General features: G+C 67.8%; 15 protein-coding genes and 1 pseudogene. 7 read left to right on the forward strand and 9 right to left on the reverse strand.

Translation table 11 applies throughout. The annotated features are described in order from the left end of the window. Positions 1–70 precede the first annotated feature (70 nt). On the reverse strand, positions 71–406 hold the full coding sequence (locus tag AC2W7K_RS00415; protein ID WP_198500072.1) for a winged helix-turn-helix transcriptional regulator: 336 nt from the start codon (positions 404–406) through the stop codon (positions 71–73). Positions 407–618: 212 nt separating this feature from the next. Between AC2W7K_RS00415 and AC2W7K_RS00420 the strand changes: the two genes are divergently transcribed. Beyond that, entirely contained in the window at positions 619–1,254 is a 636-nt protein-coding gene (locus AC2W7K_RS00420; protein WP_486005649.1) for a DUF1345 domain-containing protein, read from the forward strand. Between the two features lie 249 nt (positions 1,255–1,503). On the opposite strand, the gene AC2W7K_RS00425 is transcribed toward AC2W7K_RS00420, so the two are convergent. From AC2W7K_RS00425 to AC2W7K_RS00440, 4 genes are all read right to left on the reverse strand, one after another. After that, on the reverse strand, positions 1,504–2,265 hold the full coding sequence (locus AC2W7K_RS00425; protein ID WP_211978528.1) for a class I SAM-dependent methyltransferase: 762 nt from the start codon (positions 2,263–2,265) through the stop codon (positions 1,504–1,506). Positions 2,266–2,435: 170 nt separating this feature from the next. Then, positions 2,436–3,083: a DUF488 domain-containing protein gene (locus tag AC2W7K_RS00430; RefSeq protein WP_211978529.1), complete on the reverse strand. Its 648-nt coding sequence runs from the start codon at positions 3,081–3,083 to the stop codon at positions 2,436–2,438. Further along, the gene (locus AC2W7K_RS00435) at positions 3,080–3,298 is read right to left on the reverse strand and encodes a hypervirulence associated TUDOR domain-containing protein (RefSeq protein ID WP_211978530.1); all 219 of its coding nucleotides are present in this window, start codon (positions 3,296–3,298) and stop codon (positions 3,080–3,082) included. The genes AC2W7K_RS00430 and AC2W7K_RS00435 overlap by 4 nt, the downstream gene beginning before the upstream one ends. Before the next feature lie 11 nt (positions 3,299–3,309). Continuing rightward, positions 3,310–3,456 carry a hypothetical protein gene (locus AC2W7K_RS00440; protein WP_211978531.1) on the reverse strand — a complete coding sequence of 49 codons (147 nt, stop codon included), beginning with the start codon at positions 3,454–3,456 and terminating at the stop codon, positions 3,310–3,312. A gap of 134 nt (positions 3,457–3,590) precedes the next feature. On the opposite strand from AC2W7K_RS00440, the gene AC2W7K_RS00445 reads away from it, so the two are divergent. Continuing rightward, positions 3,591–4,889, forward strand: coding sequence for a DUF445 domain-containing protein (locus AC2W7K_RS00445; RefSeq protein ID WP_211978532.1), 1,299 nt, complete (start codon positions 3,591–3,593; stop codon positions 4,887–4,889). Positions 4,890–4,898: 9 nt separating this feature from the next. On the opposite strand, the gene AC2W7K_RS00450 is transcribed toward AC2W7K_RS00445, so the two are convergent. The 3 genes from AC2W7K_RS00450 to AC2W7K_RS00460 form a co-directional block, all read right to left on the reverse strand. Then, positions 4,899–5,960, reverse strand: coding sequence for an FUSC family protein (locus tag AC2W7K_RS00450; RefSeq protein WP_211978533.1), 1,062 nt, complete (start codon positions 5,958–5,960; stop codon positions 4,899–4,901). A 74-nt stretch (positions 5,961–6,034) separates the two neighbouring features. After that, complete coding sequence (locus AC2W7K_RS00455) at positions 6,035–6,424, reverse strand: VOC family protein (RefSeq protein WP_211978534.1); 390 nt, start codon at positions 6,422–6,424, stop codon at positions 6,035–6,037. A 12-nt stretch (positions 6,425–6,436) separates the two neighbouring features. Then, the gene (locus AC2W7K_RS00460; protein WP_211978535.1) at positions 6,437–6,766 is read right to left on the reverse strand and encodes an ArsR/SmtB family transcription factor; all 330 of its coding nucleotides are present in this window, start codon (positions 6,764–6,766) and stop codon (positions 6,437–6,439) included. A gap of 149 nt (positions 6,767–6,915) precedes the next feature. Between AC2W7K_RS00460 and AC2W7K_RS00465 the strand changes: the two genes are divergently transcribed. From AC2W7K_RS00465 to AC2W7K_RS00485, 5 genes and pseudogenes are all read left to right on the forward strand, one after another. Continuing rightward, entirely contained in the window at positions 6,916–7,644 is a 729-nt protein-coding gene (locus tag AC2W7K_RS00465) for an ABC transporter ATP-binding protein (protein ID WP_211978536.1), read from the forward strand. A gap of 8 nt (positions 7,645–7,652) precedes the next feature. Further along, positions 7,653–9,008, forward strand: a complete 1,356-nt coding sequence (locus tag AC2W7K_RS00470; protein WP_486005650.1) for an FtsX-like permease family protein — start codon at positions 7,653–7,655, stop codon at positions 9,006–9,008. A gap of 26 nt (positions 9,009–9,034) precedes the next feature. Continuing rightward, a complete protein-coding gene (locus tag AC2W7K_RS00475; RefSeq protein ID WP_211978538.1) occupies positions 9,035–10,417 on the forward strand; it encodes an FtsX-like permease family protein in 1,383 nt (460 codons plus the stop codon). A 146-nt stretch (positions 10,418–10,563) separates the two neighbouring features. Beyond that, entirely contained in the window at positions 10,564–11,901 is a 1,338-nt protein-coding gene (gene dnaB / locus AC2W7K_RS00480) for a replicative DNA helicase (protein ID WP_198500060.1), read from the forward strand. Between the two features lie 66 nt (positions 11,902–11,967). After that, positions 11,968–12,872: pseudogene (locus AC2W7K_RS00485) on the forward strand (LysR family transcriptional regulator). A 45-nt stretch (positions 12,873–12,917) separates the two neighbouring features. On the opposite strand, the gene AC2W7K_RS00490 reads toward AC2W7K_RS00485, so the two are convergent. Beyond that, entirely contained in the window at positions 12,918–13,838 is a 921-nt protein-coding gene (locus AC2W7K_RS00490) for an NAD-dependent epimerase/dehydratase family protein (protein ID WP_198500058.1), read from the reverse strand. Positions 13,839–13,840 lie beyond the last annotated feature (2 nt).

Here is a 13,840-nt window from a genome sequence, read left to right on the forward strand (position 1 = left end):
GCTCCGTCGTCGTGAGGTCTGGACCGTCGTGAGGTCTCGACCGTGGACTGGCGCTGAGGGCGCTGAGCCCTCAGGGCTCGTCGGGATCGGCGTCCATCTCCTGCGCCCAGGTGCGGAGGGCATCGAAGGCCGGGCGCAAACGGAGTCCGCGCGGCGTGAGCGCGTAGGTCACGGTGATCGGGGGGCCGGTGTCGACTTGGCGTTCGACGAGTCCGAGGGCTTCGAGCTCGCGCAGCCGTTCGCCGAGGACCTTGTTCGACAGGCCCTCGACGCCGCGCTCCAACTCGCTGAAGCGGGCGGGACCCTGGAGGAGCAGGTCGATGATGAGCCCGCTCCAGCGCTTTCCCAGCACCCTCCACGCACGGTCGGTCGAGGTGCAGAGGTCGGTACCCAGCACATCAGCCATGCGACCAGAATACCAAGGCGGCCGATCGTCGATTCCGGGCCGGTGCGCGGCTGAGTCCGGGGCCGTCACTGCCGTCGGCCCGACGAATTGGCTGGCTGTGAGACGGGTGAGATCCGGCTGTGTTGTGGCAGAGTGTTCTCGTAAGCCGCATTGCCTCAACCGGCATTATCGGACCGTCCCTCTGCGACCTCACTCGAACGGAGCACCCACCGATGAAGCAGTTCCTCATCAGCGCGACGGGTCGTCTCATCGCGTCCATCGTCATCGGCGTCGTCGTGGGCTGGATCGTCGGCGCCTTCACCACCACGGGCGACGGCTTCCTCGTCGGCATCTCCACGGCGACGACGTTCTTCGTGCTCGTCGGGACCGCCGCCCTGTGGCCGATGTCGTCGGAGGAGACGAAGTCGAACGCGAGCCGCGAGGACTTCAACCCCGTCCTCGACGAGGTGGTCATCACGATCGCCCAGCTCTGCGGCCTCGGCGGCATCGTCCTTCTCCAGGTCGTCGGCGGATCGCAGGCCGGCAACTGGGAAGCCGCGATCGCCCTCCTCGGCGTCTTCATGTCGTGGGCCGGCCCGCAGATCCTCTACAGCGCCCGCTACGCCTACATGTACTTCGGGGACGGCACTCCCGGCGGCATCGACTTCAACTCCGACCGCGTGCCCAACTACAAGGACTTCCTCTACTTCGGCTACGCGGTGGGCATGACCTTCGGCGTCACCGACACCTCGGTCTCCGATACGCAGATCCGCGCCGTCGTCCTGCGCCACAGCCTCCTGTCCTACGTCTTCAACGCCGTCATCCTCGCCACGGCGATCAACCTCGTCGTCGGGGTCTTCTCGAACTGAGAGCGCGACCGCGGTCGGCAGGGCTGCGGTGCGGACGCATGGCCGGGGTGCGCACGGCCGGAGCCACGGGGTCGTCGGTTCAGACTGCGCGCGCTGACTGTGGCTGGGCTTCCGGAGGTGGATCCCGCTCGATTTCCGGCTCGATCTCGAGCGGGATCCACCTGGCAAGCAGGGCCAAGGGTTGTGTGTGCCGCCCAGGGGTGTCTCATCGCTCCGGGTAGGTGATGCGGTTGTCAGTGGAAGTCGCGGTCACCGAGGGCTAGGGGAAGCCAGCAAAAGCAGCGCGCGATTGCGCGTCTGCAGATCGGCGGTTCCGACGGCCTCGGCCAGCGCGCGCCGCATTTCACATCGACTTTCCTGCGACATGGTCAGCTGGTCAGAGTGTGTGGAGACCATCGAGAGCCACTCGTGAGCCGCATACCACCGCGGTTCGTCGCAAGTGATCTCGCGGACCTCGAAGTCGTGAGCCTCGAGCCGGGCGACATCTGGATGAGAGGCATCGTCTGGTTCTGGTTCCGGAACGGCACGGGGAAGGAATTGTTCGTAGACGCCGGCAATCTCCGCTGCGCGGCCGTCAACGGGCTCGATTCGATTCCACATCAGGGCGAGTCGACCTTCCGGACGGAGAATCTGTCGGATTTTCGGCAACGCGGTTGCCGGATCCACCCAATGGAACGATTGCCCGAACGTGACAAGATCGAACGTCCTGTCGCCAGCGTCCCAGGACTCGAATGTGGAGACTTCGACCTGGCACCCTTTGCTTCGGGCGACCTCCGCCATCTCGGGGTCGGGTTCGACCGCAGTCACCTCACAACCCGAAGCTGTGAGCTGTGCTGAGAATATTCCAGTGCCTGCTCCGACATCGAGCACACGCGTCGGCCGGACGTCAGCAGGGAATTCGCCGAGCACCTCAGTGAGGAGAGCGCCCGGATACCGCGGACGGACGCGATCATAGGTCTCGGCGACCGAACCGAAGGATTCGGCCCGTGCACGGTTCTCGAAAGGCTCCATCTGCGCATCTTAGCCGCGCGATCAACCCGCAATGCCGGTTCGGACAGCCGCCGCGTTTTGAGTGCGGACGGATTTCCGGAGGTGGATCCCGCTCGATTTCCGGCACGATCTCGAGCGGGATCCACCTCGCAAGCGGGGTCAAGGGTTGTGTGCGGAGGTGCGGGGGTGTCTCACTGCTCCGGGTAGGTGATGCGGACGTCGGCGGAGTCCCCGCGATCATCCGCGGGCATGGATCCGGCGCTGCCACCGGGCTCGCCCTCGATGACGGCACCGGAACTGAGCTCCGCCTCGGCGGTCTGACCGGGACCGAGGACATGGAGAACCTCACGGTCATGCGCGAGCAGATAGTCGGCGATGATGCGCCGATGACAGCGCCACCACACGGCTTCCGAGCACATCACCGCGCACCGCCGCTCATCGCCCCAGTCCAGCAGCACGGCGATGTCGGCGGCGAACTCCGCGCCGAGGGCGTGATCGGCATAGTTGTGGAAGCTGCGGTTCTCCCACCACGCGTTGACCTCAAACGGCACGTCCCGGCTGACGGGTCGCCGCCCGGTGAGACCGTCGAGCCGGCGCAGCTCGATGCCGACCGCGGCCAGCGCATCGCCGAGCACATCCTCGTTGAACTGCGGATTCGCGTTCGACCCGGGCAGCTTGCGGACGTCGACGACCACCTCGGCGCCGGAGTCGCGGAGCAGGTCGATGAACTCCTTCAGGGAGCGGTTCGAATGGCCGATCGTGAGGAAGTCCGGCACCGAGGCGGGCCCGCCGCGGGCGGGCTGGTGGGCGATCTCCCGGTCCGGCTCGTCGGCGGTCATTCGTCGTCGATGAGGCGGAGCGCGCTGCCCTTGTGCGCGGCGATGTGATCGGTCCTGTCGCTCCTGATCTCGTACTGCGGGTCGGCCTCCGAGGCGCGGTGGGTGTGGCCCTTGTAGTCGAAGTCCGAGGTGTGGACCCTGATGATGTGGCCGGAGACCTCGCCGGCCTCGGAGTTCCACCCGACGTGATCGCCGACGGAGAATTCGTGTGCCATGTCGATCTCCTTCAGAAGCCGATGCGCTCAGCCGGGGGGAACCGGGTGCAGACGACGCTTTCGTTGAGCGGGGCCGGCTCGAGGCAACTCGGAACGCCCTCGTCGAAGACGAGGAGGAGCGCTGTGTCCCTCTCGAGGTCGGTCAGTGCTCGGATCATGCCTCCACGGTACTCCGGCCGGCCGCAGCACTCACAGGGGCTGCACGCGGCAGGGCGCGTTCCCAGGCGCAGTCCAGCCGGTCGGCATCGAACCTGCGCCGAGGTTCGCTAAAGTCAGTGCCCAGGGGGTAACAATGACGATCGAGAGAACCGAGCCGGTGCCGCGCTTCGACGGCCCGAACGAACTCACACCCGAGGACCGGGAACGGGCCAGGGGCCTGCGGAAGATGCGCACGCTGGCGCTCTCACTGCTCATCCTCGCGACCCTCATCTTCCTCGCCACGAACCTCTTCACCGATCTGTCCGGCGTCTGGGGATTCGTCGCCCGCGGCGCCGAGGCCGCGATGATCGGCGCGATCGCCGACTGGTTCGCCGTCACCGCCCTCTTCCGGCATCCCCTGGGCCTGCCGATCCCGCACACCGCGATCATCCCCCGGAAGAAGGACGCTCTGGGAGCGAGCCTCTCCGCCTTCGTCGCAGCGAACTTCCTCCACGCCGAGGCGGTGTCGACGAAGATCCGCTCCGCCCACGTCGCACAGCGCGCCGGCGAGTGGCTGAGCAAGGCCGCCAACCGCGACCTCGTCGTCGACCGGGCCGCCGCCGGTCTCGAATACGTCCTCTCCCGCATCGACGACAAGTCGATCGTCGCCCTGACGAAGAACGTCATCCTCCCGCGCCTCATCGCCACCCGGAAGTCTCCGGTGCTCGGCAAGCTGCTGCGCCAGATCGTCCTCGACGGCGCCCACCACAAGCTCGTCGACCTCGTCGTCGCCGAGGCGTACACATGGCTGAGCGACAACCCGCAGGTCATCGACGAGATCGTCCACAACCGCGCCCCGTCGTGGGTGCCCGACTTCGTCAACGAACAGCTCGCGAACCGCCTGCAGCGCGAGATCCTCGGCTGGCTCGTCGACGTCCGCGACAACCCTTACCACAAGGCCCGCCAGGCCCTCGACGCGTGGCTCGTCGACCTCTCCACCGACCTGTCGACCGACACCCCGCTGGCCGACAAGGCCGAGGACATCATCAACGACCTCCTCACCCAGGACGGCGTCGTCGACTCCGTCCTCGAGATCTGGACCTCGCTCAAGCAGCTCCTGCGCGAGGCGATCATCGAACCCGACGGTGAAGTGCGCGGCCGCATCGCCGACCTCATCGGAGAATTCGCCCAGCGCCTCCAGACGGACACGGAGTTCGCTGAGACGATCGACGACCGCGTGGCCACGACCGCCGGCGACCTCGCCGAGAGCTTCGGACCCGAGATCGCCAGCGTCATCTCCGACACCATCGAACGCTGGGACGCGAAGGAGGCCGCCGACCGCATCGAGCTCTACGTCGGCCGCGACCTCCAGTACATCCGCATCAACGGCACCGTCATCGGCGCCCTCGTCGGCATCCTCCTCCACACGGTCATCGTCCTCATACCCGGGTGAGGGGTCACCTCACGCCTCGGCGCGGCCGCCCGTGTCACCGCGCGTCCGCGCCCGGCGCCTGCCGACGTACCCGACGACGAGGACGACGGCGATGCCGACGACGGCCCCGAGCAGCGTCTCGACCCCGCGGTCGATGATGAGCGTCGACCGCGGGATCGGATGCGCGAGCTGCGTCATGAGTAGGATCATCGGTGTGAAGAACGTCAGCGCGAACCCGTAGTTGCGCATCATCAGGTACTCGGTGGGGAACTGCAGGAGGATGACCGGGATCGCCAGCCACAGCGGTGACGGGTCCGGCCAGAGGATGAGCGCGGTGACGATGAGCCCGGAGAACGTCCCGAGCACCCGGTGCACGCCGCGGGCGATGCGGCCCGGCAGCTCCGCGGCGGCCAGGGGCACCGCTGCCGACGCCATCGCCCAGTACGCATGGTCGAGACCGATGAGCACCCCGATGAGACCCGCCGAGGCGACCGCCACCGCATACGTGGCCGCATGCCTGAGCATGGCGAGAGCGTGGGGACCGCGGAACGGGGTGATCATCCGTCGGGACCCCGCCCGCCACGTCCGCGTGCGGAACCATCCGAGGAAGCCCAGGGTGATCGCGAAGGCCGCCGCGAGGACGCTGATCCCGATGGGGATCCACGGCGGTGCGAGCGGTTCGACCGAGGCGCACGCCCCGAGGGCGAAGATGCCGAAGAACGGTCCCCCCGGACGCATCCGCGCGCGGTCGGCGATGATCGACCCGACGGCGGCGAAGAACGCCTCGATCGCGATGAGGGCGAAGACCGGGGTGTCGAGCATCGCGAGCATGACGCCGATGACGACACCCGAGAGCAGCAGCACTGCGGCCTGCAGCTGGTGGATGAGGCGCAGCTGGTGCGCCTCACCGCGACCGTACATCCCGCAGAACGCCCCGAAGACCGCGTAGATGATGAACTGCTCGTACCCGAGGAGAAGGAGGACGAGGGAGGGAATCGCCACGCCGAGACCGACCCTGAGCGGTGCCCGCCGATCGTCGTCGGTGGGTTCGAGACGCAGGGTCCCGCGGATGTACTCGGCGATCCTCTTCATGGCCGTGCAGCGGTCGGCGCGACCACCGCGCCTGCCCGGGTCGTCGGGCCGGCGCCGGGCACGCGGAACCGCGGTCAGTCCTCCTGGTGAATGAGCTGAACGAGATTGCCCACCGTGTCGTTGAGAACCGCGGTGGTGATCGGTCCCATCGACAAGGGCTTCTGTGTGAACTCTACTCCGAGGGCGCTGAGGCGCTGGTATTCGGCCTCGACGTCGTCGACGGCGAACTGGTTGATCGGGATCCCGTCGGCCATGAGCGCTGCCGTGTAGTCCCCGGCCGCCGGATGACCCTTCGGTTCGAGGACGATCTCCACTCCCTCCGGATCCTCGGGCGAGACGACGGTGAGCCACCGCGCGTCTCCGACGGGAACGTCGAACTTCAGCCGGAATCCGAGCTTGTCGGTGTAGAAGTCGAGCGCGCGCGCCTGGTCGTCAACGGGAATGCTGATCCACTGGGCCTTCATGACGGTGTCTCCTTACTCAGGCGGTGCCTGGGGTGATGCGGGTGGGTCGGTGTCCGGTGGTCGGGCGTCTCGCGTCCCGCCGGTCCAGCGATCGAACGCTGTGCGCAGCGGCGCGGGATCGAGTGTGTGGTACTTGTAGCGCCCCTCGCGGCGGGTGACGACGAGACCGGCGGATTCGAGCACCTCGAGGTGTTGGGACACCGCTTGGCGTGAGAGCCCGAGACCATGCCGATTGGCCAGACGCGAGCAGATCTCGAAGAGAGTCTGATCATCGCGTTCGGCGAGTTCGTCGAGGATCGTCCGCCTGGTCGGGTCGGCGATCGCCTTGAAGAGGTCGGCCACACCGACACCATAGGCAAGTACTGACTTGCATGTCAATGGACGCAGGTCACATTCGGTCGCGATTTCCCTCCGCGACTCTCGGGTTTTCCTCGCGCCAGTCGTGGGAGGACTGCATGGCCGCTGGCAGCGGCCTGCGAAAGCATTGAGTCATGACCACAACACACATGCCTGCGATCATCACGGCCTCCTCTGTCACCAAGCACTACAACCAGACCTACGCCCTTGCCGGCGTCGACCTCACGATCGGCCTCGGCGAGTCCCTGGCGATCATGGGACCCTCCGGTTCCGGCAAGACGACCCTGCTCCACTGCCTCGCCGGCATCCTCCGTCCCGACGAGGGCCACATCCGTCTCCTGCCCACCGACCGCAGCGCCGCCGCGGACATCACCTCGCTCAAGGAGGCCGGCCGCACCGCGCTGCGCCGGGAGGTCTTCGGGTTCGTCTTCCAACAGGGTCTGCTCCTGCCCGAGCTCTCCGCCGAGGACAACGTCGCGCTCGCCGCGATGCTCGCCGGAATGAACCGCGCCGAGGCGACGAGGCACGCTCGTGCGTGGCTCCAGCGCCTCGGCCTCGCCGAGCACCTCACCAAGCGCATCGGCCAGCTCTCCGGCGGACAGGCCCAGCGCGTGGCCATCGCCCGCTCGCAGGTCACCCAGCCCGTCGTCACCTTCGCCGACGAGCCGACCGGCGCGCTCGACTCCCGCACCTCGACCGAGGTCCTCTCCGAACTGCTCGCCTCGACGACCGGGCGCGGTTCGACGCTCGTCGTCGTCACCCACGACGAGAACGTCGCCGCCCGCTGCTCCCGCGTCGTCCGCCTCGCCGACGGCCGCATCGTCTCCGACTCCGCCGCGCAGTATGCGGCGAACAACGGGTGAGGCCGATCATGAAGGTCCTCCCACTCGTCCTGTCGAAGCAGACGTTCACGTCCCCGACCGCGCGCCTCGTCGCGATCGCGTTCTTCGCCTGCTCCACCCTCTTCCTCACCGTCGCCGCCGGTGCGTGGGCGTTCAACGACCGCCCCGATGTGCCCCGCTACGCCGAGGTGGTCGACCTCTACCGGATGCTCGCGATCCTCGCCACGGTCTTCCTCGTCGTGCCGGCGATCAGCCTCGGCGTCGCCTCGGCGAAGCTCAGCGCCCGACGCCAGGATGAGCGCCTCTCCACGCTCTCCCTCCTCGGCGCCTCGAAGGGCACCGTCCGGCTCGTCGCGGTCGCCGAACCCTTCATCCCCGCTGCCGCCGGGATCCTCGCCGGCATCGTCGGATACCTCGCTCTCGCCTACCCGCTGAGCCTCATCGTCTTCACCGGCGTGCCGCTGGGCTACTCCGCCCTCCTCATGCCCCTCTGGCTGCTCGCCGGGGTCGTCGCCGCTCTCCTCCTCATCTGCCTCCTCGCCGCACTGGTCGGTCTGCGGAAGGTCATCGTCTCGCCCCTCGGCGTGCGGACGCGGTCGCTCGGGCGGAAGTTCCCCCTCCTGCGCATCATCGCCGTCGTCGTCCTCGCCATCGGCATGGTCGCCGCCCTCGTCTTCTCCCTCCAGGACGGACAGTCGCAGCGCACCGCGATCATCGCGAGCATCCTCACGATCGGCGTCGCCCTCCTCCTCATCAACGTCCTCGGCGTCCTCGTCATGCGGGTCCACGCCTGGATGAGCGGCAAGACGGCGCGGCGCCCGGCCGGCATGCTCTCCGCGGCGATGATCGCCGACGCCCCCGCACAGTACTGGCGGAGGGTCGCCGGGCTCGCCCTCATCACGTTCATCGCCGTCGTCGGCGGCACCGGGGCGGCGATGATGCGCGGCAGCGGCGACGAGATGAGCGCGGCCGAACGCGAGCTCATGGGACCGCTGCAGTACACCGGCGACGACGTCTTCACCGGCCTCATCCTCACCCTGGCGATCGCCTTCGTCCTCATCGTCGTGTCCGGGACGATCAATCAGGCCGCGGACATCCTCGACCGCGCCTCGACCTACCGGGAGCTCCACGCCGCCGGCATGTCACCGGCGATGATGCACGGGGTCACCGTGCGCGCCGTGATGTCCCCGATCGTGCTTGTCACCCTCGTCTCGCTCGTCCTCGGCGGACTTCTCGCGATCGCCATGGCCTCGGCGAACGACCTCGGTGATCCGATGACCATCGCCGTCGTCGCCTCCGTCCTCCTCGGCGGCATCGCGATGGTGTGGCTGGGACTGCAGTTCACCCGTCCGCTCGTCCGGCGCGTCACCGCGGTGACCGCCTGAGGCCCCGCCTCGATCAGGAGTCAGTGATGTCCGCACCCGCCAGCATCGTCCCCCTCGTCCTCGGTCGCAAGACCGTGACGGCACCGAGCTCGCTGCTCGTCATGAGCTCGTTCTTCGCCTGCGCGACGCTGTTCCTCACCGTCGCCGCCGGGGCTTGGATGTTCTTCCAGATCCCGCCGAGCACCGATCCGAACACCCAAGGACTCGATGTCGCCTACAAGTTCTTCGCGGGACTTGCCACGATCCTCCTCGTCATCCCCGCGAGCACCCTGGCCTCCGCCTCGGCGACGCTGTCGGCCAGGCGGCAGGACGAGCGGCTCTCGACGATGTCCCTGCTCGGCGCCCAGCGCTCGTCGATCATCGCGATCGCCGTGGCCGAACCGCTCGTGCCCGCCGTCATCGGCATCGTCGCAGGCGTCCTCGGCTACCTGGGGCTCGCGTGGCCGGTGAGTCACATCCACTTCCTCGGGCAGCCGATCGGGTACGCGAACATGCTCATGCCCCCGCTCCTGCTCGCCGCGGTCGTCGTCTTCCTCATCCTCGTCTGCGTCGTCTCGGCGCTGCTGGGGCTGCGGAAGGTCGCGATCTCCCCGCTGGGAGTCCGGACGAAGTCGCTCGAGCGGAAGTTCCCCGTCGCCCGGGTCATCGCGGTCATCGTCGCGATCCTCGTCCTCCCGGTCGTCGTCAGCCTGTCGAAGTCGGCGAGCCTGGGGATGGGGGTGATGATCTCGGCGATGCTCGCGGTCTTCGTCATCGGCCTCATCGTCGTCGACCTCCTCGGCGGGCTCTTCGTCCGCTGGTTCGCCCACCTGGCGGGCAAGCGCGCGCTGACGCCGGCCCGGCTCATCGCCGCCCGGCTCGTCTCCGATGAGCCGAAGCGGTTCTGGCGCCGCGTCTCCGGGGTCGCGATGACGGCGTTCGTCGCGGCCGTCGGCGGCACGGGCATCGCGCTCATGCAGTTCGCCACGGACATCTCCGACGACCCGAGCGTCGACATGCCGCAGGAGCACCTCACCCTCTACCAGGACCTGTTCACCGGCGTGCTGCTCGTCATGGGGATCTCGATCGTCCTCATCGCGGTCTCCGCGCTCATCAACCAGGTCGCCGACGTCTACGACCGGGCCGACACCTTCTCCGACCTCTATGCCGCAGGCATGGACGTCGACACGATGCACGCGGGGATGGTGCGCGCGGTCCTCGGTCCCGTCATCTGGGTGTCGCTGCTCGCCGGCGGTCTGGGACTCGTCCTCGTGCTCCCGCTGGCCGGGGCGGCCCTGGTGATGAAGCCCGTCACGTTCCTCACGATCCTCGTGTCAGTGGTCGTCGGTATCGTCGTCATCAGGCAGGGACTCCAGGTGGCGAAGCCGATTCTCGCCGCGGTCGCCACCGCCGGCCGGGCACGGCTGTGACGCTGGGCCGCTGCGCCGCCTCGGCGAGATCGGGGCGGCACCGGCGGTGACGTGAATCGCTGTCGGGTCCGCGCGCGGCACGGGTAAAGTGGGATGGCACTGCACCCGGGCCGGGCAGGCGTAGGCACAGAGGAGGAGACGTGGGAGTGAGCAGCGATCTGGGGTACGACGGACTCAGAACTCCTCCGCAGGATATCGAAGCCGAGGAGAGCGTCCTGGGTGCCATGCTCCTGTCGAAGGACGCCATCGCCGACTGCGTCGAATCGATGTCGCGTGATGACTTCTACAAGCCCGCGCACGAGACGATCTACGAGGCGATCCTAGACCTCTACTCCCGCGGCGAACCCGCCGACTCGGTCACGGTCGCGAACTACCTGACGAAGTCCGGCGATCTCTCCCGGATCGGCGGACCTGCCTACCTCCACACGCTCATCTCCTCGGTCCCCACCGCCGCGAACGCCGGATACTATGCGACGATCGTCCGCGAGCGCGCGGTGCTGCGCCGCCTCGTCGAGGCCGGCACCCGGATCGTGCAGATGGGCTACGACGCCGAGGGCGACACCGACGCCGTCGTCAACAACGCGCAGGCCGAGATCTATCAGGTCACGGAGAAGCACACGACGGAGGATTACGTCATCCTCGCCGACATCCTCGGCGAGGTGGCAGCCGAGATCGAGCGCAACGGCGACACCGACGGGCAGACCGCCGGGGTGCCGACCGGGTTCACGGAGTTCGATCAGCTGACCAACGGCCTCCACCCGGGGCAGATGATCGTCATCGCCGCCCGACCCGGTGTCGGCAAGTCGACGCTCGCCCTCGACTTCATCCGCTCGGCAGCGATCCATCACAAGCAGGCCGCGGTCTTCTTCTCCCTCGAGATGGGCAAGAACGAGCTCGTCATGAGGCTCCTCTCCGCAGAGTCGGAGATCCCGCTGCAGAACCTGCGCCGCGGTGAGCTCAGCCCCCACGACTGGACGAACCTCGCCGCCACCGAGGCGCGCATCAACGACTCGCCGCTCTTCGTCGACGATTCGCCGAACATGGCGCTCACGGAGATCCGCGCGAAGTGCCGCCGGCTCAAACAGCAGCACGACCTCAAGATGGTCTGCGTCGACTACCTCCAGCTCATGAGCTCGGGCAAGCGCGTCGAATCCCGCCAGCAGGAGGTCTCGGAGTTCTCCCGCTCGCTCAAGCTGCTGGCCAAAGAGCTCGAGGTGCCCGTCATCGCGCTCTCCCAGCTCAACCGCGGCAGCGAGCAGCGCACCGACAAGCGACCGATGATCTCCGATCTCCGCGAATCCGGATCGATCGAGCAGGACGCCGACATGGTCCTCCTCATCCACCGTGAGGACATGTACGACAAGGAGCACGAACGCGCCGGCGAGGCCGACATCATCGTCGCCAAGCACCGAGCCGGACCGACCGGTGACATCGCCGTGGCCTTCCAGGGCGCGAAGTCCCGGTTCGTCAACATGCCGCAGTAGGTTTCCCGCCACAGGAGCGAGCCTGCCCGGATCGGTGCCCTCACGTCGCTTTGTACGATGGCAGGCATGGACACGACCCCGAACGATCTGCTCGTGCTGCTCGCGGTCTCCCGCTCGGCGAAGTTCGCGACGGCGGCCCATGCGCTCGGGGTCAACCACACGACGATCTCACGACGGATCGCGGCCTTGGAGAAGGCACTCGGCGGCCGGGTGCTCGCCCGGTCCGGCAGCGGATGGGAGCTCACGGAGCTCGGCGCCGAGGCGGTGCGCGTCGCCGAGCAGGTCGAGCTCGCGGTCGGCAGCCTCGGTGAGTCGGGCGAGACTCCCGATCCCGTCAGCGGTGTCGTGCGGATGTCGGCGACGGACGGATTCAGCGCCTATGTGGCCTCACCGGCCGTCGCGGCGCTGCGGCGGACCCATCCAGGTCTGAGCGTCGAGATCATCACGGTGACACGGCAGGCCCTGCAGCAGCGGTCCGGCCTCGACATCGAAGTCGTCGTCGGCAAACCGCAGGTCCATCGCGCCGAGGCGGTCCACCTCGGCGACTATGCGCTGGGAATGTACGCCGCGCGGGACTACCTCGCCGACCACGGCACCCCGACGACGGTTGACGCGCTCATGGAGCACCAGCTCGTGTACTTCGTCGACTCGATGCTCCAGGTCGACGACCTTGACGCACCCCGGCGCCTCGTCCCGTCGATGAAAGACGGTGTGACCTCGACGAATGTCTTCGTCCATGTCGAAGCCACGCGTGCGGCGCCGGCATCGGGTTCCTGCCCTGTTTCATGGCCGACCGGCATGCCGACCTCGTCAGACTTCTCCCGGACGACCTCACCGAACACCTCCCGTACTGGATGGTGCTGCGGCCCGACTCCATGCGCCGTCCCGCCGTCGCCGCGGTCGCCAGAGCGCTCAAGCACCAGACGGCGGCGTGCTACGACGCCCTCATGGGGAAGGAAGAGAGGGTCTGATCGACGTACGGCGCCCGCACCGCGTACGGTGCGGCGCCGCGGGACTCACTGGCCGAGGATGTCGGCGATGCCCTGCCGGTAGGTCGTCACAGCGAAGTCAGGGAAGCGGGAGGCGAACTTCGACGTGTCGAAGATGTTGTCCCCGCGGTACCGGGGAAGGAGTTCGGCCGCCTCGGCGAGCATCGGATTGAACCGGCTGCCCAACTTGAACACCCACAGCGGGAGCACGGTGTAGCCGATCTTCCGCCCGGTGATCTCGGAGGCGATCGCGATGAGCTCACGGTACGTGCGGCGATGCTCGTCGATCGGCAGATGCCAGGTCTGCCCGTACGCGTCGGGGGTGTTGCCGAGCAGCGCCAGCGCCCGACTGGCATCCGGCGTCCAGATCAGCGATCGCTTCGTCGTCGCACTCACCGGCACGAGCGGACGCTTGCCCGCCCTGATCCGGTCGAATACGAGCATGTTCGACCAGCTCTTCGTCTTCCCCGGCCCGTAGAACTCCGGGGCCCGACCGATGAGCGCGTCGATCTGACCGGCGGCCATCGCATCGAGGAGCATCGTGACGATCTCCGCCCGCACCCGCCCCTTGCGGCCACCGGGGGCGAATCCCGTCGACTCGATCTGCGGGGTCGGGGTGCCCGGATACATGTACGTGTTGTCGAAGAAGACGAGCTTCGTCCCATGGGCCATGCACGCATCGATGACATTGCGCATCATCGTCGGGAACTTCTCCTCCCACAGGGCCGAATCCATCGGCAGACCCACCGTGAGATAGGCGATCGCGCTGCCCGCGACAGCACGCTCGGTCGACGCCGGGTCCATGAGGTCGGCGGCGACCAGCTCATCCGTGCCGTTGACCTGCTTCGGGTGCCGGCTGACGAGCCGGATGTCCTGAGTGAAGTCGCGATGGAGGGCGCGGGCGAGTTCGTCGGCGATCGGCCCACCTGCACCGAGAATGGTCTGCATTC

The sequence above is a fragment of the Brevibacterium sp. LAARM2_SD2 genome (assembly GCF_057364785.1).